Source organism: Promicromonospora sp. NPDC110617, from assembly GCF_055598465.1.
Genome location: NZ_JBVKBM010000003.1, coordinates 242,692 through 266,503 on the forward strand (window position 1 = coordinate 242,692; position 23,812 = coordinate 266,503).

General features: G+C 74.0%; 15 protein-coding genes. 10 read left to right on the plus strand and 5 right to left on the minus strand.

Going from position 1 to position 23,812, the window contains the following annotated elements:
* Positions 1-1,710 carry an ABC transporter substrate-binding protein gene (locus ACZ7LE_RS18855; protein WP_470404780.1) on the minus strand — a complete coding sequence of 570 codons (1,710 nt, stop codon included), beginning with the start codon at positions 1,708-1,710 and terminating at the stop codon, positions 1-3.
* A 303-nt stretch (positions 1,711-2,013) separates the two neighbouring features.
* Between ACZ7LE_RS18855 and ACZ7LE_RS18860 the strand changes: the two genes are divergently transcribed.
* The 7 genes from ACZ7LE_RS18860 (at position 2,014) to ACZ7LE_RS18890 (ending at position 9,415) form a co-directional block, all read left to right on the plus strand.
* Positions 2,014-2,694, plus strand: coding sequence for a GntR family transcriptional regulator (locus ACZ7LE_RS18860; protein WP_377231611.1), 681 nt, complete (start codon positions 2,014-2,016; stop codon positions 2,692-2,694).
* A gap of 89 nt (positions 2,695-2,783) precedes the next feature.
* On the plus strand, positions 2,784-4,058 hold the full coding sequence (locus tag ACZ7LE_RS18865) for an NAD(P)/FAD-dependent oxidoreductase (protein WP_470404781.1): 1,275 nt from the start codon (positions 2,784-2,786) through the stop codon (positions 4,056-4,058).
* Positions 4,055-4,435: a (2Fe-2S)-binding protein gene (locus tag ACZ7LE_RS18870; protein WP_470404782.1), complete on the plus strand. Its 381-nt coding sequence runs from the start codon at positions 4,055-4,057 to the stop codon at positions 4,433-4,435. Before ACZ7LE_RS18865 ends, ACZ7LE_RS18870 begins: the two co-directional genes overlap by 4 nt.
* Positions 4,432-5,952 (plus strand): FAD-dependent oxidoreductase, encoded by a 1,521-nt coding sequence (locus ACZ7LE_RS18875; protein WP_470404783.1) that lies wholly within the window; start codon positions 4,432-4,434, stop codon positions 5,950-5,952. The genes ACZ7LE_RS18870 and ACZ7LE_RS18875 overlap by 4 nt, the downstream gene beginning before the upstream one ends.
* Positions 5,949-6,866 carry a dihydrodipicolinate synthase family protein gene (locus ACZ7LE_RS18880; RefSeq protein WP_470404784.1) on the plus strand — a complete coding sequence of 306 codons (918 nt, stop codon included), beginning with the start codon at positions 5,949-5,951 and terminating at the stop codon, positions 6,864-6,866. The genes ACZ7LE_RS18875 and ACZ7LE_RS18880 overlap by 4 nt, the downstream gene beginning before the upstream one ends.
* A 28-nt stretch (positions 6,867-6,894) precedes the next feature.
* Positions 6,895-7,896 (plus strand): proline racemase family protein, encoded by a 1,002-nt coding sequence (locus ACZ7LE_RS18885; RefSeq protein WP_470404785.1) that lies wholly within the window; start codon positions 6,895-6,897, stop codon positions 7,894-7,896.
* A gap of 25 nt (positions 7,897-7,921) precedes the next feature.
* Positions 7,922-9,415 (plus strand): aldehyde dehydrogenase family protein, encoded by a 1,494-nt coding sequence (locus ACZ7LE_RS18890; RefSeq protein WP_470404786.1) that lies wholly within the window; start codon positions 7,922-7,924, stop codon positions 9,413-9,415.
* 185 nt (positions 9,416-9,600) lie between these two features.
* On the opposite strand, the gene ACZ7LE_RS18895 is transcribed toward ACZ7LE_RS18890, so the two are convergent.
* Both ACZ7LE_RS18895 and ACZ7LE_RS18900 read right to left on the minus strand, forming a co-directional pair.
* Positions 9,601-10,758 (minus strand): epoxide hydrolase family protein, encoded by a 1,158-nt coding sequence (locus ACZ7LE_RS18895; RefSeq protein ID WP_470404787.1) that lies wholly within the window; start codon positions 10,756-10,758, stop codon positions 9,601-9,603.
* Between the two features lie 84 nt (positions 10,759-10,842).
* The gene (locus ACZ7LE_RS18900; RefSeq protein ID WP_470404788.1) at positions 10,843-11,208 is read right to left on the minus strand and encodes a VOC family protein; all 366 of its coding nucleotides are present in this window, start codon (positions 11,206-11,208) and stop codon (positions 10,843-10,845) included.
* A gap of 110 nt (positions 11,209-11,318) precedes the next feature.
* On the opposite strand from ACZ7LE_RS18900, the gene ACZ7LE_RS18905 reads away from it, so the two are divergent.
* On the plus strand, positions 11,319-12,287 hold the full coding sequence (locus ACZ7LE_RS18905; RefSeq protein WP_470404789.1) for a helix-turn-helix transcriptional regulator: 969 nt from the start codon (positions 11,319-11,321) through the stop codon (positions 12,285-12,287).
* A gap of 81 nt (positions 12,288-12,368) precedes the next feature.
* Here the strand turns inward: ACZ7LE_RS18905 and ACZ7LE_RS18910 are convergent, their stop codons facing one another.
* On the minus strand, positions 12,369-12,818 hold the full coding sequence (locus ACZ7LE_RS18910; protein ID WP_470404790.1) for a MarR family winged helix-turn-helix transcriptional regulator: 450 nt from the start codon (positions 12,816-12,818) through the stop codon (positions 12,369-12,371).
* Positions 12,819-12,959: 141 nt separating this feature from the next.
* Here ACZ7LE_RS18910 and ACZ7LE_RS18915 point away from each other — a divergent pair, with 141 nt between their 5' ends.
* Positions 12,960-16,241 carry an efflux RND transporter permease subunit gene (locus tag ACZ7LE_RS18915; protein WP_470404791.1) on the plus strand — a complete coding sequence of 1,094 codons (3,282 nt, stop codon included), beginning with the start codon at positions 12,960-12,962 and terminating at the stop codon, positions 16,239-16,241.
* A 45-nt stretch (positions 16,242-16,286) separates the two neighbouring features.
* On the opposite strand, the gene ACZ7LE_RS18920 is transcribed toward ACZ7LE_RS18915, so the two are convergent.
* Positions 16,287-18,629 (minus strand): helix-turn-helix transcriptional regulator, encoded by a 2,343-nt coding sequence (locus tag ACZ7LE_RS18920; protein ID WP_470404792.1) that lies wholly within the window; start codon positions 18,627-18,629, stop codon positions 16,287-16,289.
* A 501-nt stretch (positions 18,630-19,130) separates the two neighbouring features.
* On the opposite strand from ACZ7LE_RS18920, the gene ACZ7LE_RS18925 reads away from it, so the two are divergent.
* A complete protein-coding gene (locus ACZ7LE_RS18925; protein WP_470404793.1) occupies positions 19,131-23,792 on the plus strand; it encodes a choice-of-anchor G family protein in 4,662 nt (1,553 codons plus the stop codon).
* The last annotated feature ends 20 nt before the right edge of the window (positions 23,793-23,812 follow it).

The following is a 23,812-nucleotide window of genomic DNA, read 5'->3' on the forward strand; positions in this document are numbered from 1 at the left end:
TCAGCCCTTCTCGGGGTCCTTGAGGCCGACACCGACGTAGTCGATGCCGCCGCTCGCGGCGTTCGCCGAGGAGTGCAGCCCGGTGACGTTCTCACCCGGCAGGAGCACCGTCTTGGCGACCATCAGCGGGACGATCGGCGCCAGCTCGAGGATCTCCTCGTCGAGGGCGCCCCACTGCTCGTTCGCCGCGGCGATGTCGGTCATGGCCCCGATCTCGTCGATCCGGGCGTTGACGTCCTCGTCGTCGAGCTGGGCGAGGTTGTTGTTGCCCTTCTCGTAGATGTTGCGGCCGTCGAACAGCGGCGGGATGAAGGTCGCCGCCGACGAGGCCCAGTCCGGGCACCAGCCGGTGATGGCGGCGTCGTGCTGCTGCGACGGGGTGCCGATGGTCTCGTAGTAGGTGGACGTGTCGATCAGGTTGAGCTCGACGGTGATGCCGACGCGCTCGAGCGCCTGCTGGACGGCCTCGCCCTGGGCCTGCATCGACTCCTGCGAGCGGATGTCGAGGGTCAGGGTGAACCCGTCGGACAGGCCGGCCTCGTCGAGCAGCTTCTGCGCGGCCTCGACGTCGCCCGTGCCGTCCGCCGAGGGGTACAGGTCGAAGTCCTTGTGACCGGCGACCGCCGGCGGGATGATCGTCGTGGACGGCGCGCCGAGCTGAGTGCCGCCGCTCGCGTTGACGATCGTGGTGCGGTCGATGGCGTAGCTGATCGCCTGGCGCACCCGGACGTCGTCGAGCGGTGCCTTGGTGGTGTTCAGGCCCATGTAGGTGGTGCAGATGCCGGGGTACTCCAGCACCCGCTCCTGCAGCTGCGGCGTCTGCAGACGGGGGAGCGTGGCCGCCTGGATGTTGCCGGCGATCGCGTTGACGTCCGCGCCCTGCCCGGCGATGAGGCGCTCGTCGATGGTGGCGGGGTCGAGGCCGATGGTGAACTCCCAGCCGTCCGGCTTGGCGGCGCGCACCTCGTCGGTCGCGGGGTCCCAGCTCTCGTTGCGCTCGAGCTTGATGGTGCTGCCCGGCACGTACTCGGCCAGCTTGTAGGGCCCGGAGGCGACGATCTCGTGGATGAACTCGTCGCCGGCGCCGCTGCCCTCGGGGAACGGGGTCGCGTTGACCTGGGAGACGACGGCGTCGAACTCGGGGAACGGCTTCTTCAGGTGGAAGACGATCGTCTGCTCGTCCGGGGTCTCGATGGTCGGCAGGTCGCCGGTCCTGTAGGGGCCCTCGTAGTCCTCGGGGGCGTCGATGACCTGCTTGAGGTACGGGGAGCCGATGCCGATCTCCGGGTCCCAGGCCCGCGAGACGCCGAACTTGACCTCGGCGGACGTGATCGGGTCGCCGTTCTCGAACTTCAGTCCGTCCTTGAGCGTGTAGGTCCAGGTCAGACCGTCGTCGGACACCTCGCCCAGGGACTCGGCCAGGTCCGGGACGATCGCGGTCGGGTCGTCCGCCGAGCCCGGCGCGGACGTCGTGAGCTGGCGGTAGACCAGCCGGTAGAAGTTGTTCACGCCGCCGTCCCAGCCGCGCGCCGGGTCGAGGTAGGAGAAGTCGGCGTTCTGCAGCACGTGGACGGTCCCGCCCTCGGCGGGCTCGGCGGCGAACCCGCCGCCGCCCGTGGAGGAGGAGGCGTCCTGGCCGCCGCCGCACGCGGCGAGCGCGAGTGTCGCGGCGACGGCGACGAGTGCCGTCGTTGTCCGATGGAGCTTCACGATGTGGCCCTTCGATCAGTGACGCAGGTGCGTCGGGTGGTCTGCGGTACGGCCCCGGCGCGGCCACGGTCGTCGTCGACGTGGCCAGCCTTCGATATGTGATGCGTGATATGTTACTGAGACGGTACAGGGATGTCGATGGGGTGATTGTAAACGTCGCGTTTCGGCGGGATGACGCCAGTTCTGGCGGGCGAAAGACCGGCGAACCGGCCCGCGCTCAGGTACCCTCTGGCGGCATTGACGACGGGTTTCCTGTCGTGTGTAATATTCTACTGTCGAAGCCTGGCACCCCTGGAGAGCACCATGAGCTCAGTTTCACCGACCCCGTCGGTCCGTCGTCTACCCCCGGTCGCGAGCCTGCGCGAGCAGGTTCACCGCGCCCTCGTGGCGGCGATCGTCGCGGGCGAGCTGGAGCCCGGCGAGCTGGTCTCCGTGCCGACGCTGGCCGCACGCTTCGACGTGTCCGCGACCCCGGTGCGCGAGGCGGTGCTGGACCTGGAACGGCGCGGCTTCCTGGAGGCGGTGCGCAACAAGGGCTTCCGCGTCACCCGCGTGAGCGACCAGACCCTGCGGCACGTCGCCGCCGTCCGGCTCGTGATCGAGCCCGTCTGGATGGAGCGGCTCGCCAAGTCGTTCCCCGTGGGGCAGCTCGGGGAGTTCCGGGCGCTCGCCGACGAGATCGTCGAGGGCGCGCGCACGGGGGACCTCATCGCGTACCTGCAGGCGGACCAGGCGTTCCATCTGCGGCTCATGGGGCTGCTGGGCAACCCGGTGGCCGGCGAGATCGTGGCCGACCTGCGCGACCGCGCGCGGCTGCTCGGGCTCTCGACGATGGTCGCGGGCGGCACGCTGGCCGCCTCCGCCCAGGAGCACCACGAGCTGCTCGACCTGCTCGCGGCCGGCGACGGCCCCGGCGCCAAGGCGCTGATGGAGCGGCACATCGGGCACTCGCTCGGCACGTGGGCGGGCAAGCCCGAGGACTGAGCGGTAGCGCCGGGTCAGCCCGGCGGCCGGGCCGCGGGCCCGGGAGAGACACAGGGACAAGGGACAGCGGAGCGATGGAGGGGGTGGAAGTGGCTGCGGACGTCGTCATCGTCGGCGCCGGGATCGTGGGCGCCGCGTGCGCGCGCTCCCTGGCGCTCGCGGGTGCCTCGGTGGTGGTGCTCGACCGCGGGGCCGCGGCCGCCGGCACGAGCGCGCACGGCGAGGGCAACCTGCTGGTCTCGGACAAGGGTCCGGGGCCGGAGCTGGTGCTCGCCCAGGAGTCGCTGCGCCGGTGGACGGCGCTCGCGGTCGAGCTGGCCGACGAGCTCGGCCCCCGGTTCCCGTCGATTGAGCACGACGCCAAGGGCGGCGTGGTCGTGGTGGCCTCGGACGCCGGCCTCACGGGGCTGCGCGAGTTCGCCGCGGCACAGCGGGCCGCGGGCGTCGAGGCCGTCGAGGTGTCCGGCGACCGGGCCCGCGAGCTCGAGCCCGACCTCGCGCCCGGCGTCCTGGGCGCGATCCACTACCCGCAGGACGCGCAGGTACAGCCGGTAGCCGCCGCCGAGGCGCTGCTGGCGTCCGCGCGCCGGGCCGGCACCGTCGTCCGCACGGGGATCGAGGTGACCGGGCCGCTGCTGGGTGCCGACGGGCGCCTGACCGGCGTCGCCACCACCCAGGGTGACGTCGCCGCGGGAGCCGTGGTCGTCGCGGCCGGCCCGTGGTCGGCGGACGTCGCGACGCGGCTCGGCTCGTGGATACCCGTGCGGCCGCGCCGCGGGACCGTGCTCGTGACCACGCCGATGCCGCAGCGCATCCACCACAAGGTGTACGACGGCGACTACTTCGCCGCGACCCAGTCCGCGGGCGCGGAGCTGCAGACGTCCGCCGTCATCGAGTCGACGCGCGGCGGGACCGTGCTGATCGGGTCGAGCCGGGAGCAGGTGGGCTTCGACGAGCGGTTCGGCGCGGAGGTGCTCGCCCAGATGGCGCGGCGCGCCGTGGCGGTGTTCCCGTTCCTCGCCGAGACGAACGTGATGCGTTCCTACCTGGGCTTCCGCCCGTACATGCCGGACCACCTGCCCGTGATCGGCGCCGACCCGGCGCTGCCCGGGCTGTGGTTCGCGACCGGTCACGAGGGCGCGGGCGTGGGCCTCGCGCCCGCGACCGGCGACCTGATCGCCGCCGGTCTGCTGGGCGCGGAACCCGCCGTCGACCCGCGCCCGTACGCGGCGGACCGCCCCACGCTCCAGGCCCTGCGCCCCACCCCGGACGTGTCAGACGTACAGATCCCTCGGGCGACCTCTGCGTCCGACACGCCTGCGACCGACACGTCGGAGAGCACTCACGAGGGAGCACGACCATGACGTCGCGCCGCATCCCGGCCGCCGCCGACCCGGTACGCCCGGGACCCGACCGGCCCCTGACGATCTGGGTCGACGGCGAGCCCGTCACCGGCACGGCCGGGCAGACCATCGCGGGCGTCCTGCTGGGCGCCGGACGGCGCCAGTGGCGCTCGACCGGCCAGAGTGCCGCTCCGCGCGGCGTCTTCTGCGGGATCGGCGTGTGCTTCGACTGCGTCGTGGAGGTCAACGGCCTGCGCGACGTGCGGGCCTGCCTGCGCCGCGCGCAGGACGGCGACGTCGTGGCGCGGCAGGGCGGGCCGTTCGGCGAGCCCGGAGGGCAGGCGGACGAGCACGACGGACGTGCGGACGAGCACGACGGACCGGAGGCGACCCGATGAGCGGGCAGGAGCGGCACGTCTTCGTCGTGGGCGCGGGCCCGGCGGGCCTCGCCGCCGCGCGCGCCGCCGCCGACGCCGGGGCACGGGTCACGGTGCTCGACGCCGCGGACGTGCTCGGCGGCCAGTACTGGCGGCACCTGCCCGACGAGCGCCCGGCCGGGCGCGAGCACCTGCTGCACCACAGGTGGGCCACGTACCGCGCGCTGGCCGACGCCCTGCGGGCGCACCCCGCGGTCACGGTGGTCCCGACGGCGCAGGTGTGGTCGCTGGAGCAGGTGTCGTCGCCGGGGCGTCCGGACGGCGGCGTCCGTCTGAACGTGCTCGTCGGGGAGCCCGACGGCGTCGGGCGTGACGCTCGCACGTACGAGCCCGACGCCCTCGTGCTCACGACCGGGGCCCACGACCGGACCCTCCCGTTCCCCGGCTGGCAGCTCCCCGGGGTCTACTCCGCCGGGGCGGCGCAGGCGCTGGCGAAGGGGGAGCGGGTCGCCGTCGGGCGCCGCGTCGTCGTCGCCGGGGCCGGCCCGTTCCTGCTGCCCGTGGCCTCCTCGTTGCTCCGGACCGGGGCCACCGTGCTCGGCGTGCACGAGGCGAGCCGCACCGGGTCGCTGGCCCGTGGCTGGCTGGACCGCCCCTGGGAGCTGGCCGGCGCCGTCGGCAAGGCCGGTGAACTGGCCGGATACGTCGGCGAGCTCGTGCGCCACCGCGTGCCGTGGCGGCCCGGCGAGGCCGTGGTCGCCGCGCACGGCGACGGCCAGGTCGAGGCAGTGACGATCGCCAGGCTCGACGCCCGCTGGGCGCCCGTGCCGGGGACGGAACGCCAGGTCGAGGCCGACGCCGTCGCCGTGAGCCACGGGTTCACGCCGCGCCTGGAGCTGGCGGTCGCGGCCGGGTGCGCCCTCGCGCCGAGCCGGTTCGTGATCGTGGACGGCGCGCAGGCCACATCCGTGCCGGGCGTGTGGGCCGCGGGCGAGATCACCGGGATCGGCGGGGCCGACGCCGCGCTCGCCGAGGGCGCCGTCGCCGGCACCGCCGCGGCCGGGGGCGACCTCGGCTCCGGTGCCGCCGGCCGCGCGGTCCGGTCCCGGGATCACGCGCGCGGCTTCGCCGCCCGGATCGAGGCCGCCCACGGCATCCGCGGCGGGTGGGTGCGCTGGCTGCGCGAGGACACCGTCGTCTGCCGCTGCGAGGAGACCACCTACGGCCGCGTGCGCGAGGTCGTCGACCTCACCGCCTCGCGCGAGACCCGCTCCGTGAAGCTCACCAGCCGCGCCGGGCTCGGCCCCTGCCAGGCGCGCATGTGCGGCCGGACGCTCCAGGAGCTGCTCGACGGCGACGCCGCGGACGGGGCGGCGGACGACGCCCCGGACGGCGCGGCCGGAGCCGCGCCCGGCGTCGACCGCCGTCCGGTCGCGGTGCCCGTGCGGCTCGGTGACCTCGCCGCCCTGCCCTCTCCCGCTACCTCACTTCCCCCTGCTTCTTCCCACAGCATCGCAACCACAGGAGACCTGACATGAACCAGCGATTCGACCTCGGCGGCGTCATCGTCGCCACCACCCTCGCCTTCACGCCGGACGAGTCCGCGCCGGCCGGGCTGGCCGTCGACTACGAGAAGTTCGCCGCGCACTGCGACTTCCTCATCGAGAACGGCTGCCGCGGCGTCGGCCCGAACGGGTCGCTCGGCGAGTACTCCTCGCTCACCGACGACGAGCGCCGCAAGGTGATCCAGACCGCCGTCCAGGCGGTGGACGGCCGGGGCCTCGTCGTCGCCGGCGTGCACGGCGTGGGCTCGCACCAGGCCAAGCACTGGGCCGAGCTCGCCGCCGAGGACGGGGCCGACGGCGTGCTGCTGCTGCCGCCGACCATCTACCGTGCCAACCGCTCCGAGGTGATCGCGCACTACGCCGCCGTGAACGAGGTGGGCCTGCCGATCATGATCTACAACAACCCGATCGACACCAAGGTCGACCTCACGCCCAGCATCCTGGCCGAGCTCGCCCAGCTCGAGAACGTCGTGGCCGTCAAGGAGTTCTCCGGCGACGTGCGCCGCGTGCTGGAGATCAAGGAGCTGGCCCCGGACCTCGACGTCATCGCGGGCGCCGACGACCTGCTGTTCGAGTCGCTCGTGGCCGGCGCCGTCGGCTGGTTCGCCGGCTACCCGAACGCGTTCCCGCGCGAGGCCGTCGAGATCTACACCCTGGTCACCGAGGGCAAGATCGACGAGGCCCGCGAGCTGTACCGCCACCTCGTGGCCGTGTTCCGCTGGGACTCGCGCACCGAGTTCGTGCAGGCCATCAAGCTCTCGATCGACATGGCCGGGCAGAGCTACGGTGGGCCCACCCGCCCGCCGCGCGGCCCGCTGTCCGCGGAGCACGAGGCGCAGGTGCGCAAGGACACCGAGGCGGCGCTCAGCTACATCGCCTCGCGCTGACCTCGTCCGGACCGAGCACAGGAGCGACATGCGCAGCAGCAGGACCATCACCGCCGTCGACTCGCACACGGAAGGCATGCCGACGCGCGTCGTCACCGGCGGCGTCGGCCCCATCCCGGGCGAGACGATGAACGACAAGCGGCTGTACTTCATGGAGCACATGGACGAGCTGCGGCACTTCCTGATGGACGAGCCGCGGGGGCACGGCGCGATGAGCGGCGCCATCCTGCAGCCGCCCACGCGGTCCGACTGCGACTGGGGCGTCGTCTACATCGAGGTGTCCGGCTGCCTGCCCATGTGCGGCCACGGCACCATCGGCGTGGCCACGGTGCTGGTCGAGACGGGCATGGTGGACGTCGTCGAGCCCGTCACCGAGATCCGGCTCGACACGCCCGCCGGGCTCGTCGTCGCGAAGGTCGCCGTCAGCGACGGCCACGCCGACGCCGTGACCATCGAGAACGTGCCCAGCTTCGTCACCGCCCTCGACCAGACCGTCGAGGTGCCCGGCTACGGCACCGTGCCCTACTCCATGGCGTTCGGCGGCAACTTCTACGCCCTGGTCGACCTCGACGACCTCAAGCTGCCGTTCGACCGCGACCGCCAGCAGGACCTGCTCGCCGCCGGGCTCGCGATCATGGACGCCGTCAACGAGACGGCGAAGCCCGTGCACCCCGAGCTCGACGGCGTCGAGGGCTGCCACCACGTCGAGCTGATCGCCCCCGGCTCGGACGCCAAGCATTCCCGGCACGCCATGGCGATCTACCCGGGCTGGTTCGACCGCTCGCCGTGCGGCACGGGGACGTCGGCCCGCATGGCCGAGCTCTGGGCGCGCGGCGAGCTGGCCCTGGACACCGACTTCGTCAACGAGTCGTTCATCGGCAGCCGGTTCGTCGGCCGCCTGGTGGGGGAGACGACGGTCGCGGGCCTGCCCGCCGTGCTGCCCACCATCACCGGGCGGGCCTGGGTGACCGGCACCGCCAACTACCTGCTCGACCCCAGCGACCCGTTCCCCACGGGTTTCGTCTTCTGACCCGCCTTTTTCGATGAGGAGCCCTATGACCGCCACCGCGGCGTCCGACCTTGACCGCACCGTCGACGAGGTGGCCCGCCGGGCCGCCGAGGCGTTCGCCGGGCTGGCCCAGGTGACCCCCGCGACCCGCGCCGACGGCCTGCGCCGTGCCGCCGCGGCCCTCGGCGACCACGCCGACGAGCTCGTCGCCACCGCCCACGTGGAGACCGGCCTCGCCGAGGCGCGGCTGCGCGGCGAGCTCAGGCGCACGCAGGTGCAGCTGCGCCTCTTCGCCCGCGTCGTGGAGGACGGCGCCTACCTCGACGTCCGCATCGACGAGGCCGACCCCGACTTCGTGCTCGGCCCCCGCCCCGACCTGCGCCGCGCGCTGTGGCCCGTGGGCCCCGTGCTCAACTTCGCGGCCAGCAACTTCCCGTTCGCGTTCTCCGTGGCGGGCGGCGACACCGCGGCGGCGCTCGCGGCGGGCTGCCCGGTGATCGTCAAGGCGCACCCGGGGCACCCCTGGCTGTCGGAGCGCACGGCCCGCATCGTGGCCGGCGCGCTCGTCGAGGCCGGGCTGCCGGAGGACACGCTCCAGCTCGTCACCGACCAGGACGCGGGCGTGGCCCTGCTGGAGCACCCGGCCGTGCGGGCCGCGGCGTTCACCGGGTCGCAGCACGTGGGGCAGCTCCTGGCCGCCCGGGCCGCCGCGCGGCCCGACCCGATCCCGTTCTTCGGCGAGCTCGGCAGCGTCAACCCGGTGCTGGTCTCGGCGGCGGCCCTGGCGGAGGGCGCGGACGCGCTGCTCGCCGGGTTCGTGGCGAGCGTCTCCGGCTCGGCCGGCCAGCTGTGCACCAAGCCGGGCTTCCTGCTCGTCCCGGAGGGCACGGCGTACGACGACGCCGTGGTCGCCGCCGCGGCCGACGTGCCCGAGCACCGGCTGCTCAACCCGTCGATCGCCGACGGTTACGAGCGGCGCGTGGCGCAGGTGCTGGGCGCGGACGGCGTCCGCGTGGTGCGCTCCGGCGCGTTCCGTCGCGACGCCGACGGGCAGGCCTGGGTGACGCCGACGTTCGTCTCGGTGCCGCTGGAGGCGCTCCGGTCCGCCGGGCCGGCGCTGCTCGACGAGGTGTTCGGGCCGTTCTCCGTGATCGTGGAGTACCCGGTCAGGTCCGACCTGGCCGCCGTCGTCGGCGAGCTGTTCCCCGGGAACCTCACGCTCACGCTCCACCTGGGCGCCGGGGAGACCGGCGCGGAGCAGGGCGCGCTCGTGGCGGCGCTGGGCCGGTACGCCGGGCGGGTGCTGCTCGGCGGCTGGCCGACGGGTGTGGCCGTGACGCCCGCGATGCAGCACGGGGGGCCGTCGCCCGCGACGACGACGGACGGCACGTCGGTGGGCACCGCCGCGATCGGCCGGTTCCTGCGCGGCATCACGTTCCAGGACGCCCCGCAGGAGCTGCTGCCCGCGCCGCTGCGCGACGACAACCCCTGGGGCGTGCCGCGGACGGTGTCGCCCCGGGGCGCGTCGGCGGAGTGGTGACGAGTTCGGCAGCCTGCTGGGCGTGGCCCGGCTGGTCGGCAGTTCGCTGAGCGGGCTCGGCCGGTCGGCAGTGTGCATCGAGGTCGGCACGAGCCTGTGCCGACCTCGATGCACACTGCCGAGTTCGTGCGACAAACTGCCGACCGGGCGGGCGCTGTTAGGGCCGTCGGGCGCTGTCAGGTGCGTCAGGCCGGGCGGTACTGGCGGAAAAAGTCGCGCAGCTCCTGGGCGTACAGCTCCGGCTCCTCGAACGCCGCGAAGTGGCCGCCGCGCTCCGGCTCGGTCACGCGGACGGTGTGGGCGGTCCGCTCCAGCCAGGCCCTCGGCGGGCGCACGATGTCGCCCGGGAACAGCGAGAACCCGGACGGCACCTCGACGCGGCGCGTGAGCTGCCGGGCCGGGATCGCGCCGTTGGCGTGGTACATCCGCATCGAGGAGCCGATGGTGCCCGTGAGCCAGTAGATCGTGATGTTCGTCAGGATCTCGTCACGGGTGTAGGCGTCCTCCAGGTCGCCGAAGCTCCAGGCCCGGAGCTTCTCGACGATCCACGCCGCGAGCCCGGCGGGCGAGTCGGTGAGCCCGGCGGCCACGGTCTGGGGCTTGGTGCGGTGCATGGCGCCGTACGCGCCCTCGGTCGCGCTCCACGTGGCGGTCTCGGCGAACCACGCGCGCTCCTCGGCCTGGAGCGTCGCCGGGTCGCCCGCGAACACGGGCAGCCCGCCGTCGGTGCGGTGCACGGCGACCACGCGGTCCGGGTGGTCCAGCGCCAGGTACCGGCTCACGTGGCTGCCGATGTCGCCGCCCGCCGCGCCGAACCGCTCGTACCCCAGCACCGTCATGAGCGAGGCCCACAGCCCGGCGACGGCGATCGAGCTCAGCGGCGCGCCCGCCGGCCGGTCCGAGTAGCCGAAGCCCGGCATGTCCGGGACCACGACGTCGAACGCGTCGGCCGGGTCGGCGCCGTGCGCGCCCGGGTCCGTCAGGAGCGGCACCACCTTCGAGTACCGCCAGAACGAGTCCGGCCAGCCGTGGCTGAGCACCAGCGGCAGCACAGGCCCGGACGGCGCGACGGCGCGGGCGTGCACGAAGTGGATCCCCAGCCCGCCGACCGGCGTCCGGAACCGGGGGAGCCGGGCCAGCGCCGCCTCCTGGGCGCGCCAGTCGAACCCGTCCGCCCAGTACGCGACGAGCTCGCGGAGGTAGTCGAGATCGGTGCCCAGCGACCACCCGACGTCCTCGGGGGCGTCGGGCCAGCGGGTCGCCCGCAGCCGCGCGCGCAGGTCCTCGATCGCCTCCGGCGCGGCCTGCGGGGCGAACGGCTCAGGGGCGGTGGTGTCCGGCACGGCACACACCCTACGTGCGGCCCGCGCGCGCGGCGCGCCACCGTCGTGCGGTCGGCACGACGGCGGCGCGGGACCGCCGACCGGTCAGTCGGTGGGCGAGACGCGGATCAGGTTGCCGTCGGGGTCGGCGACCACGAACGTGCGCCCGAAGACCTCGTCGTGCGGCTCCTCGACCACGGTGACGCCCTTCGCGACCCACGCCGCGTACACGTCGTCGACGGCCGCCGCGGACCGGGACACCATCAGGCCCACCTCGAACGACCGCGGCGTCTGCGCGGAGAGGCCCTCGGTGTGGCCGCTCCACAGCGCGAACAGCACGCCGGGCGCGATCTCGAAGGGCACGTAGCGCGGCGTGCGCACGACCGGTTCGATCTCGAACAGGTCGGCGTAGAACGCCGTGGCGCGCTCGACGTCGGACACGTAGACGAGGAAGAGGTTGGGCGCGGGCATGGGTTGCTCCTTCCGGGGTGTCGCCGACGTTCGGCGACGGACCCACGCTCGCGCGATAAGGTGACAGAACCTGTCAGGTTCAATCCGCCAACGACCGACCGGAGAGAAAAGTGGGCTCGGCACAGCGCCTCATCGGCCTGCTCGGCGCGCTCCAGGCACGCCGGCACACCACGGCGGAGGCGCTCGCGGAGGAGTTCGGCGTGTCCACGCGGACGGTGCTGCGCGACGTCCAGAAGCTCGTCGACGCCGACATCCCCGTGCTCACCGAGCGCGGGAAGTACGGCGGCATCAGCCTGCTCCCGGGGCAGCAGGTGGACCTCAGCCGGCTCACCACGTCGGAGGCCGACGTGCTCCGCGCCGTCGGCGTCGACCTCGAACGTGCCAAGGCGCTCGGCGCGGAGACGGCGGCGCGGGCGGCCGTCGGCAAGTTCGCGATCCGGCCCGGCGCGCCCCCGGCGCGGTCCGGGGCGGCGCCGCTCTCCCTCGCCGACGTCGTCACGGTGGAGAACCGGGCCTGGTTCGCGCCGCGGGAGCCGCACGAGGCCCCCGACGTCGCCGCGCTCGCGCGCGACCTGCGCCAGGCCCGGCGGCTGCGCGTCACCTACCGCCGCAGCGGGGAGCGGTCGGCCGCGGACCTGGTGGTCGACCCGTACGGGCTGCTGCTGCGGGTCGACCGCTGGTACCTCGTCGCGGACGTCGACGCGGCGCCCCGGCTGTTCGCGCTGACACGGCTGGACCGCTGGGCGCTGCTCGACGAGCCGCGCCGGGTCCGCGACGTCGCCCTGGAGGACGTCGCGCGCGGGCTCGGTGAGGCACTGGAGACCCGGCGCGGGATGACGGTCGAGGCGCTCCTGGACGCCGGCACCGTGGACCTGGCCCGCCGCATCCTGGGCTCACGCCTGCGCACCGTGGGACCGGCCGACGACGCCGGACGGGTGCCGATCACCGTCGTCTACGCCCAGGTCCAGGCCGCCCGGCAGCTCCTCCAGTTCGCCGACCACATCGAGGTCACCGGCCCGCCCGAGGCCCGGGCGCTGCTCCACCGCCTGGCCACGGAGACCGCGCGCCGCCACGCCTGACCACCACGACGTCGTTGAGTGCTGGGTATCTGCGCTCTTGCGGGCTGCGGAAGCGCAGATACCCAGCACTCAACGAGGCTGTCAGGGGGCCAGGCGGCGGGTTGCCTCCAGCAGGGCGCGGGTGCCCTGCGTGAGTGCCCGGAGGTCGTCGACGTCGAGCAGGTCGACCAGGTCGGGCGGCAGGTCGTCCTCGAGCGCGACGATGCGCCGGATCGCCTCGCTGCCCTTCTCCGTGCTGGTCACGCGACGTACCCGGCCGTCGTCGGGGTCCGGGGTGCGCACGACCATCCCGGCGGCCGTGAGCCGGTCGAGGATGCCGGAGACCGTCGCGGCGGACACGCCGAGCGCCTCGGCGAGCCGCTGCGGCGTCGAGTCGCGATCCACCTGCACCAGGGCCAGCGCTCTGAGCTGCTGCACCGTGAGATCCGTCTCCAGCAGGGGCCGGAGCCGGGAGGCGAAGAACGCCTCACCCAGCTGGTGGTGCAGGTCGGCGAGCTCGGCGGCGAGCTGCGCGCGGGTCACGTCGGTCACGGGGTGACTTTAGTGGTCCCGGGCCGGCGCGAGAACCGGAGTTGCGTCGCGGGAACCCGGGCGTGATCCTTTGCGTTAGGCAAAATACTGCGCCGACGGAGTCGTGGACCCCGGCGCGTATACCCCAGACCTGGAGGAAGTGTGTTTCGTCTTGCCCGGATATCGCTCGCGAACCGTGCTCTGGTAGCACTCGCGACGATCGCCGTCTTCGTCGTCGGCATCGTCAGCATGGGGCAGCTCCGCCAGGAACTCATACCGTCCCTGAACGTGCCCGTGGTCGCGGTCACCGCGGTCTACCCCGGTACCTCGCCGGAGCTCGTCGCGGAGCGGGTCACCGACCCGATCGAGACCGCGGTCGAGAGCATCGACGGCGTCACGGGCGTGACCTCGACGGTCTCCACCGGCGTCTCGATGACCACCGTCGAGCTCGAGTACGGCACCGACATCGACGCGGCCAGCCAGGAGATGACCTCCGCCGTCGGGGGCCTGTCGGACCTGCCGGACGACGTCGAGCCCGACGTCATGGCCGGCTCGTTCGACGACCTGCCCGTGGTGCAGCTCGCGGTGTCCGGCGACGGCAGCGAGCGGGAGCTGACCGACACGATCGACTCCGTGCTGGTGCCCGAGCTCTCGGGCATCGCGGAGGTCCGCGACGTCACGGTGACCGGCACCACCGAGCGCCAGGTCGTGATCGAGCCCGACGACGAGAAGCTCGCCGCCGCCGGCCTCACCGCCGCCCAGCTCTCGTCGCTGCTGCAGGACAACGGCACGGTCACGCCGGTCGGCTCGGTCACCGAGGACGGCCGCACGAGCAGCGTCCAGGTCGGCACCACCGTCAGCACCGTCAAGGAGCTCGAGAAGCTGCCGATCGTCCCGTCCGCCGGTTCCGCGGGATCGGGCGCGGCCGGGGCGGCGGGGGCCGGCGCGGCCGGCGCAGGCGCGGCCGCGGGCGCCCCGGGCGCCACCGGTGAGGCGCCGGCCGGCGAGGCGCCGGCCGCCGAGGCCGGCCCCGCCGCCGTCGTGCACCTGGGCGACGTCGCCAAGGTGAGCGTCAAGGACGTCGAGCCCACCTCCTTCTCGCGGCTGGACGGCGAACCCTCCCTCGCGATCGCGCTGACCAAGACGCCCGACGGCAACACGGTCGACGTGTCGCACGCCGTGCAGGACGTGCTGGCCGACGTGCAGGACGAGCTCGACGACGCGGGCGTGAGCACCGCCGTCACGTTCGACCAGGCGCCGTTCATCGAGGAGTCGATCGAGGGCCTGACCACGGAGGGCGGGCTCGGCCTGCTGTTCGCGGTGCTCGTGATCCTGGTGTTCCTGGCCTCCCTGCGGGCCACGTTGGTCTCCGCGATCTCGATCCCGCTGTCGCTGGCGGTGACGTTCGCGGCGATGAACCTGACCGGCTACACGCTGAACATCCTCACGCTCGCGGCCATGACCATCTCGATCGGGCGCATCGTGGACGACTCGATCGTGGTGATCGAGAACATCAAGCGGCACCTGTCCTACGGCGAGGACCGCGTCGACGCCATCGTCACCGCGGTCCGCGAGGTGGGCGCGGCCATCACCGCCTCCACGGTCTGCACCATCGCCGTGTTCGCGCCGATCGCGCTCGTGGGCGGCATGGCGGGCGAGCTGTTCCAGCCGTTCGCCGTCACCGTGGCGATCGCCATGGGCGCCTCGCTGGTCGTCGCGCTGGTCGTGGTGCCGGTGCTCGCGTACTGGTTCATCAAGGTGCCGGTCTCGGCCGACGGCGGCGTCGCGATGCGCGAGGCCGCCGAGCTCAAGGAGCGCCGTGGCGTCTGGCAGCGCGCCTACGTGCCGTCGCTCGCGGCCGCGCTGCGCCACCCGGCGGTCACGCTGACGGTCGCGGTCGCGCTGCTGGGCGGGACGCTCGCGCTGGTGCCGCGCATGGAGACCAACTTCATCGGGGCCGCCGGACAGGACACGCTGTCGGTGACCCAGGAGTTCGAGCCGGGCACGTCGCTGGAGAATCAGGACGCGGCGGCCAAGGAGGTCGAGGACGTCCTCGCCGGCGTCGACGGCATCGCGACCGTGCAGACCACGGTCGGGTCGGCCGACGGCATGGCCGCCGCCTTCGGCATGGGCGGCGGCGGGAGCAGCGCGTCGTTCGCCATGACGCTGGACGAGGACGCCGACGGCGAGGTGGTGCAGGACGACGTCCGCGAGGCGCTCGACGACGCCACCCTGGACGGCGAGGTCACCGTCGCAGCCGGCGACTCCGGCTTCGCCAGCACCACCGTGGACCTGGTGGTCACCGCACCCGACGCCGACGACCTCGCCGCCGCTGCGAGCGACGTCGAGGACGCGGTGACGGACCTCGACGGCGTCGAGAGCGTGACCAACAACCTGGCCGCCGAGCAGTCGACGGTGCAGGTGACGGTGGACCGCGACGCGGCGGCCGAGGCCGGGCTGACGGAGGCGACGGTCTCCGGCCTGGTGGCCGGGGCGATGAACGAGATGAGCATCGGCACCGTGGACGTCGACGGCACGTCGCTGGACGTCGTCGTCGCCGGTGACGTGCCGGCCACGACGGCCGAGATCGAGAAGATCGACGTGCCGACGGCGGCGGGCGTGGTGCCGCTGAGCGACCTGGTCACGGTCGAGGAGGTGTCGGCCCCGGCGTCGGTCACGCGGGTGGACGGCGAGCGCAGCGCGACCGTGGCCGTGACCCCGGCGGGTCAGGACCTGGGCACGCTGACCACGGCCCTGACCGAGGAGATCGACGGGCTGGACCTGCCGAACGGCGCCGAGGTGAGCGTGGGCGGCGTGGCGGCCGACCAGGCCGACGCGTTCGCGGACCTGGGCCTGGCCCTGCTGGCGGCGATCCTCATCGTGTACCTCGTGATGGTGGCGACGTTCCGCAGCATCGGGCAGCCCCTGATCCTGCTGGTCTCCGTGCCGTTTGCGGCGACGGGCGCCCTGCTGGCGCTGCTGCTGACGGGCACGCCGCTGGACGTCGCGGCGCTGATCGGCGTGCTGATGCTGGTGGGCATCGTGGTCTCCAACGCGATCGTGCTGATCGACCTGATCAACCAGTACCGGGCTGACGGGCGCCCGCTCGACGAGGCGGTCCGGGAGGGTGCGCGCCAGCGCCTGCGGCCGATCGTGATGACCGCGGCCGCGACGATCCTGGCGCTGACCCCGATGGCGTTCGGCCTCACGGGCGGCGGGGCGTTCATCTCGCAGCCGCTGGCGCTGGTGGTGATCGGCGGGCTCGTCTCGTCGACGCTGCTGACGCTGTACGTGGTGCCGGTGATCTACACCCTGTTCGAGCGGCGTTCGGAGGGCAGCACGCCGAAGCGGGCCGCCAAGGCCGCGCGGCGGGCGGAGAAGGCGCAGGTCAAGGCTGCCGAGGCGGCTGCGGTCGCGCAGCGGCTGGCGGCGGACGCGGGGTAGTCGGCGCCGGGTCGGCGGGGCAGGCCGCCCCGCCGACCCGAGCGGTCAGGCGTCCTCGGCGAGCCACGCCGGCGGGTGGGACCGGGCCAGCTCGGTCAGGTCCCGCCGGTCGCGCACGCCCAGTTCCGCGTAGATCTGGCGGAACCGGTTGGCGACCGTGCGCAGCGAGATGTAGGCGATCTCCGCGATCTGCGCGTTGGTCGTGCCGCGCAGCGCCAGGCGGACGATCTCGCGCTCGTCCTCGTTGAGCCCGTCCCAGCTGCGCTCGTCCGGGGTGTCGTGGCCGGTGAGGCAGGCGTCGATCGCCTGGCCCCAGCCGGGCACCCCGGCCAGGCGCGCCAGCGTCCGGGCCTCGCGGAGCGCGGGTTCCGCGTTCGCGCGGTCGCCCCGGATCAGGCCGTACCGGCCGTAGGCGACCAGCGTCCGCAAGCGCTGCCACGACGAGACCGGTGACAGCGAGGCGGGCAGCCACTCGTCGACGCCGGCGGGGCCGGTCCCGCGGCCGGCCAGGACGGCCCGCATCCGCGCGTGCGCGGCGCCGGTGTCGGCGTCGGCCCGCTCGTCCGGGTGCACGGGCGGGTCGATCAGGGCCGCGACCTGGCGGGGGAGCGTGTCCCGGGTGCGGTCGTGGACCACGGCGGCCTCGACCAGGTCGGCTCGTGCCTGGACCCGGCCCCGGTAGGGCCAGGCGCAGCGTTCGAGCCCGATCGTGAGGAGCTCGGCGGCGTGCTCCACGTGTCCCACGGCGAGGTGCGCCGTGCCGAGGTCCACGGCGAACTCGCCGAGCGCGCGGGTCGACCACGCCCCGGGCCGGGTCGGCAGCTCGGTCACGGGCCCCCGCCCGTCGAGCATGGCCGTCGTGGCCGCCCGCAGGCCCCGCACCGGGAGCCAGTCCTGGATGCTGGGCCGCAGGTCGGTCGCGCGGTCGAGGTGGGCGCGGGCGTCCGCGGCACGGCCGTCGAACATCGCGACCCGGGCCGCCGCGAGGTCCCGGGCGACGACCTCCGCGACCGACCGGCCGTCCGCCGGGCCCGACTGCTTCTCCAGCAGCAGGCGCGCACCCGGTGCGTCGCCCAGCAGCAGGCGGCCGCGCACCTGGACGCACAGGCCCACCCAGTGCGGGTCGGGCCGTGCCCCGATCAGGCCGAGGTCGGCGCGGAGCGTCGCGGGGTGGGCGAGCCGGCCCGTGTGCTCCAGCTCGACGAGCGCGGCGGCTGCGCGCCGGCCCGCGGCCCGGGTCGCGGGGTCGACGTCGGCCGGGTCCCGCCACCACAGGTGGTCGGTCCACTCGGCGCCGGCCACGGGCGGCGCCCACCGCCCGGCGCCGTCCTCGGCCCAGGTGGTCCCCGTCAGGAGCGTCACGCCCGCGGCGCGCGCGGCGGCACGGGGCTCGGCGCCCACCTCGGCCATCCCGGCGACGTCGTCCAGGTGCAGGCCGTCCAGGATCGCCTCGGCGACGGTCGCGGACCCGGCGAACGCGGGCCGCCCGGCGGCGTCGGCGGGCGTCGCCGCCAGCTCCTCGCGCAGCAGGGCCAGCAGCGGGTAGCGGTCCGAACCCGCCTCCTCCGTGGCGCCCGGCCCGTCCAGGAGGTCCCGGTACGCGCGCCGGGCCGCGGGTCCCACGGTGCGCGGGCCCGGCCACTCGGTGTCGCCGCGCTGCTGGGCCGGGCTGAGCCCGTCGGCGAGCTCCAGCGCGATCCGCGGGTTGCCCGCGCTCCACCGCAGCAGGCGGCCGGCGACGTCGGCGGCGACCGGCAGGCCGAGCTCGGTGTCCAGCAGGAGGCGCAGCGACCGCTCGTCCAGCGGGTCCACGTCGAGCACCTCGACGTCGTCCGGCAGCCGGCCCGGGGCGATGCGCCGGGCGGCGACCACGACCCGCCAGTCGCGCTCGTACGCGACGTCGCCGAGCTGCTGGAGCCACGCGGCGCGGCTGGGCGAGAGCACCTCGACGTCGTCGACGAACAGCACGCGGGGGCCGGTGGCGGCGAGCCCGATGCCGGCGGCCACCGCCTCCAGGAGGCCGGTGGCGTCGATCTCGTAGCCGGGTCCCGGGTCCGCGGGCCCGGCGTGCTTCGCCAGGTCCATGCGGTCCCGGCCCACCAGGTCGTGCGCATACGGACGCGACGAGCACGACCGCACGACGCGCACCGCCGACGTCTGCGCGCCGATCCGGTGCAGCGCGGCGAGCACCGTCGCACTCTTGCCGATACCGCTGAGACCGCTCACGACCAGGGTCGTCGGGTCCAGGCCGGTCGCGAACGCTCCGATGACCCGCAGCTCCCGATCCCGCCCGTGCACCACACGGCCCAGCCCCCTGCTGCCCGCGGCCGGCGCCCGCCCGGAGGAATCCGAGGGCGCCGATGCCGCCGGTCCGCTTTCTGGACCCACGTCTCGTTCCTTTCCAGAAGGCTCCATGAATACCCGCCGGAGCTTCCTGTGGGGAGCATATGACATCGGGTGAATTGTGCGAGATATCGACACGATCTACTGGGCCCGGCACCGGCGCGGCGGCATCGATCCGCTCCGCTGGCTGCGCGAACGCACCCGGGGTATTTTTCACCCGCTCCCATTCTTGGTTTCCTGGGCATGGTGTGCTGCCTACCGAATTGCCCCGTCAATGGCATTCCGGAATGTCCTCGGTTGCATCAACGCAACCGCCGGTGCATTGCCCTGCACCCGTGCACGATTGCCCTTTGCGCGTGGCAGGTACCCGGGAACGTGTGTCTTCTGAGACCGGGCCCGCAGCATTCTCGTCGCGGCCTGCACGTCACCCAGACGCCGTCACGAGACGCGCGAACGTGAGGAGTGATCTTCGTGATTCCGACGCATGTGCCGACAGGTCGTACCAGGAGGCGGAGTGGCGCGAGGTGGCGCCGCGGACTCGCCGTGGTGGCCGCCTCAGCCCTCATCGCCACGACGGCGGGCCTTCCCGCCGCGGCCGTGGACAACTACCCCGACGAGCCCGCGGAGGCCGCGGCCAGCGTGCTGGCGGCCGAGCTGATGCAGCAGGCGCTGCTGGGCGCGGCGACCTCCGACGCGGGGTCGGTGAGCAACCCGGGGCCGAACACGGAGAACCTGGACGTCGACGTCCTCGGCTCGCAGGTGCTCGCGCTCGGTGACCTCCAGCTCCCCGTGGACCAGTTCCTCGACTTCGGCCAGATCGGTGCCCTCGCCAGCACGAGCGAGGCGTCCGGCCCGGCCGACGCGCACGCCGTGTCCGGCCTGCTGGGCGCCGACGGCGGCGTCACGCTCGACGGCGCCGAGGACGCGTTCGGCGCGGCGAGCATCGACGTGCTGTCGCTGGCCCGGCTCGCCGGCGTCGACGGCATCTCGGACGCGGTGGTGGACCAGCTCACGATCGAGCTCGGCGCCCTGGCCGCGGAGGTCACCGCCGAGGACGGCGTGATCCTCGACCCCGACGGCGGAGTGACCGGCCCGGGCCAGTACCGGCTCGGCGACGGCACCCTCCTGCTCCACTCGCCGGTCATCGAGGACGCCGCCGGCACGATCTTCGACATCGGCGGCGCCGTGGACTCGCAGATCGAGACCCTGGTCAACGACACGTTCGACGTGTCGGAGCTGACCGCCCTGCTGTCGGCCGTGCCGGGGATCCCGGAGCCGACGGTCACCGTGGACTCGAACATGCAGGAGACGCTGTTCCAGTCGGTGGTGGGCGAGCCCATCACCTCGGCGAACCAGCTCGTGACCATCGACTTCTCCACCGGTGAGCTGCAGCTCCACCTGGAGCACCTGGTCGAGGGCAACGACCCCTGGGGCGGTGGCGACGACGTCGGCATGAACGGCCTGGCACCCAACTACGAGGTGCTGGACGACCAGACGTACCCGCAGATCGCCGAGGGCGTGCACGAGATCATGCAGGAGGCCACGCGCATCATGATCGGCGCGATCGAGGACTCCCTGAACGCCGTGACGATCAACATCGCGTTCTTCGACGAGTCCCCGCTCGGCACGCTGGACGTGTCCTGGTCGGTGCCCCTGGCGGACGCCGTGAACGGCGACTTCCCGCAGGTCGTGAACAACAGCACCGGGACGCAGGCGATCACCGGCACGCTGCTGGCCACCACGATCAACGGCCTGGGCAACGCGGCGGCGCCGATCTTCGGCACGGTCTACGACCTGGTCATCAGCGACGAGGGCGACCAGATCTTCGACCTGCTGATCAACGACCTCAAGTCGGGCATCACCTCGACCATCGGGGCGGCGCTGTCGCCCGTGTTCGACGTGCTGGTCCAGTTCGTCTCCCTGCAGATCAACCACCAGGAGACGGCGACCTGCACCACGGCCGGCGGCGACGAGCTGCTCGGCCAGGTCGAGGTGTCCGCGCTCAGCCTGGGCCTGGTGCAGTCGGCCGACGCCGGCCGGATCGGGCTCGGCAACGCCGGCGTGCGCGTCGACGCGTGTGACCTCGCGGCCCTCGCCCCGACCCTGACGGCGGACCCCGCCGAGGTCGCGCCGGGCGGCACCACCACCGTGACCGGCGCGGGCTACACGCCGGACGCCACCGTGACGGTGCAGCTCACGGACGCGGACGGCAACCCCGTCGGTGAGCCGGTCACGGTGGACACCGACGCGGACGGCGGCTTCACCACGCCGCTGGTCGTCCCGGAGGACGCCGAGCCGGGCGACTTCACCGTCGTCGGCACGGACGACACCACGGGTACCCCCGCCGAGGCGCCGCTCACGGTGACCGAGGCACCGGCCATCACGCCGGAGCTCACGGTAGACCCGACCGAGGTCGTCCCGGGTGAGTGCACGGAGGTCTCGGGCACCGGCTACACGCCGGACAGCACCGTGACCGTCCAGCTCACCGACGCCGACGGCAACCCGGTCGGTGACCCCGTCACCGCCGAGACCGACGACACGGGCGCGTTCACCGCGGAGCTGTGTGTCCCGGCGGACGCAGAGCCGGGCGACTACACGGTGGTCGGCACGGACGACACCACGGGTACCCCCGCCGAGGCGCCGCTCACGGTCACCCCGGCCGCGGCGATCGACCCGGCGATCACGGTCGCCCCCGAGGAGGTCGCGCCGGGCGGCACCACCACGGTGACGGGTTCCGGCTACACGCCGGACGCCACCGTGACCGTGCAGCTCACGGACGCCGACGGCAACCCGGTGGGTGACCCGGTCACGGTGGACACCGACGCGGACGGCGGCTTCACCACGCCGCTGGTCGTCCCGGAGGACGCCGAGCCGGGCGACTTCACCGTCGTCGGCACGGATGACACGACGGGCACCCCCGCCGAGGCGCCGCTGACCGTGATCACGGCCGCCGAGCAGTGCGAGACGGCGCCCGCGATCACGGTGACGCCCGGTTCCGTGCCCGCGGGCGGGACGGTGACGGTCGTGGGTACCGGCTTCCCGGCCGGCGGCGACGTCACGGTCCAGCTCTTCGACGCCGACGGCGCGCCGATCGGTGAGCCGGTGACGGTGACCGCTGACGACGCCTGCGGCTTCACGACGGACTACGCCGTGCCCGAGGGCACCGAGCCCGGCGACTACGAGGTCGGCGCGGAGCCCGAGGACGGCAGCGAGGGCGCCACGGCGCCGCTCACGGTCGAGGGCGCGGACATCGCCCCCGAGCTGACGGTCGCCCCGGCGGAGGTCGCGCCGGGCGGCACGACGACGGTGACCGGCACGGGCTACACGCCCGACGCCACCGTGACGCTGCAGCTCACGGACGCCGACGGCAACCCGGTGGGTGACCCGGTCACGGTGGACACCGACGCGGACGGCGGTTTCACGACGCCGCTGGTCGTCCCGGAGGACGCCGAGCCGGGCGACTACACGGTCGTCGGCACGGACGACACCACGGGTACCCCCGCCGAGGCACCGCTGACCGTGATCACGGCCGCCGAGCAGTGCGAGACGGCGCCCGCGATCACGGTGACGCCGGACTCGGCCCCCGCGGGCACCGACGTCACCGTCGTCGGTACCGGCTTCCCGGCCGGCGTCGACGTGACGGTCCAGCTCACCGACGCGGACGGCAACCCGGTGGGCGATCCGGTCGTGGTCACGCCGGACGAGACCTGCTCGTTCGCCACCCCGTACACGGTCCCCGAGGGGACCGAACCCGGTGACTACGAGGTGGTGGCCGAGCCCGAGGACGGCAGCGAGGGCGCCGAGGCGCCGCTCACGGTCGAGGGTCCCGCGGACATCACGCCGCAGATCGCGGTCGACCCGTCCGAGGCGGCCCCGGGGGACGACGTCGTCGTCACCGGCACCGGCTACACGCCGGACGCGACGGTGGACCTGGAGATCACCAGCGACCAGGGCGTTCTCTACACCGCCCTCGTCCCGACCGACGGGGACGGCGCGTTCGAGCACGAGGTGCCGCTGCCCGAGGACGCGGCCCTGGTCGAGCACGAGGTGACCGGCACCGACGTCCCGACCGGGATCCCGGCGACCGCGAGCCTGCGGATCGTCGCCGACCCCTCCGCGATCACGCCGATGCTGGTGCTGAACCCGTCCGAGGTGGCCCCGGGCGGTACCACGGAGGTGACGGGCGAGGGGTTCACCCCGGACTCGACGGCCACGGTCCAGCTCACGGAGTCGGACGACGACCCCGTCGGTGACCCGGTCGCCGTGGACACCGACGAGAACGGTGCCTTCGTCACCGACCTGACGGTGCCCGAGGACGCCGTGCCGGCCGACTACCCGGTGGTCGGTACCGACGACGCCACCGGTGAGGCGGCCGAGGTGGTGCTGACCGTCGCGGCGGCGCCCGGCGAGGCGTGCACGGACCCGACCCTGGTGGCCGACCCGAGCACCGTCGAGGCCGGCGGCGAGGTCACGGTCACCGGCACGGGCTTCCCCGCCGGGGTGGACGTGAGCGTCACGCTGACCGACGCCGCCGGGGAGCCGGTCGGCGAGCCCGTCGTGGTGGTCCCGGACGAGACCTGCGGGTTCACCGTCACCATCACGGTCCCGGAGGACGCCGAGCCGGGTCTCCACGTCATCGTCGCCGAGCCGGAGGACGGCAGCGAGGGCGCCGAGGTGCCCATCGAGGTCTCCGCCGACGGCGCCCGTGCGCTGCGGGCATGGTTCGCGAAGGACTCGGTCGTCGCGGGGGACAGCCAGACGTTCTCTGCCTCCGGGTTCGAGCCCGGTGAGCTGGTCAGCGGCACGGTGCGGTCCTCCGAGATCGTGCTGACCAGCCGGGCGGCCGACGAGTCCGGCGAGGTCCGGTGGACCTTCACGGTCCCGGCGGACCTGGCGACCGGGACGCACGTCGGCATCGCCACCAGCGCCGCCGCGGGCGACTCCGCCCTGGCGCGGTTCGAGGTCGAGCCCACCTCGGTGGACGGCTCGGGCGGCGGCTCGGGCGATGGTTCGGGTAGTGGGAACGGGGGCGGTTCCGGGGACGGCGGCGGCCTCGCGGCCACCGGCGCGGACGTCGCGACCCTCGTGACCACCACGCTCCTGCTGCTCACGGCGGGCGGGCTCCTGGTCCGCCGCCGGCGCGAGCTCGGCCAGGCGCTGGCGACGGCCCTGGGCCGGATGCCGGAGGAGGAGGACCGGACGCGCTGACCCGGGACCCCGCCGGCCGG

Coding starts and splice junctions, on each gene's coding strand:
- ACZ7LE_RS18860 (WP_377231611.1), top strand. CDS start 2,014: ATGAGCTCAGTTTCACCGACCCCGTCGGTCCGTCGTCTACCCCCGGTC.
- ACZ7LE_RS18870 (WP_470404782.1), top strand. CDS start 4,055: ATGACGTCGCGCCGCATCCCGGCCGCCGCCGACCCGGTACGCCCGGGA.
- ACZ7LE_RS18875 (WP_470404783.1), top strand. CDS start 4,432: ATGAGCGGGCAGGAGCGGCACGTCTTCGTCGTGGGCGCGGGCCCGGCG.
- ACZ7LE_RS18880 (WP_470404784.1), top strand. CDS start 5,949: ATGAACCAGCGATTCGACCTCGGCGGCGTCATCGTCGCCACCACCCTC.
- ACZ7LE_RS18885 (WP_470404785.1), top strand. CDS start 6,895: ATGCGCAGCAGCAGGACCATCACCGCCGTCGACTCGCACACGGAAGGC.
- ACZ7LE_RS18890 (WP_470404786.1), top strand. CDS start 7,922: ATGACCGCCACCGCGGCGTCCGACCTTGACCGCACCGTCGACGAGGTG.
- ACZ7LE_RS18900 (WP_470404788.1), bottom strand. CDS start 11,208: ATGCCCGCGCCCAACCTCTTCCTCGTCTACGTGTCCGACGTCGAGCGC.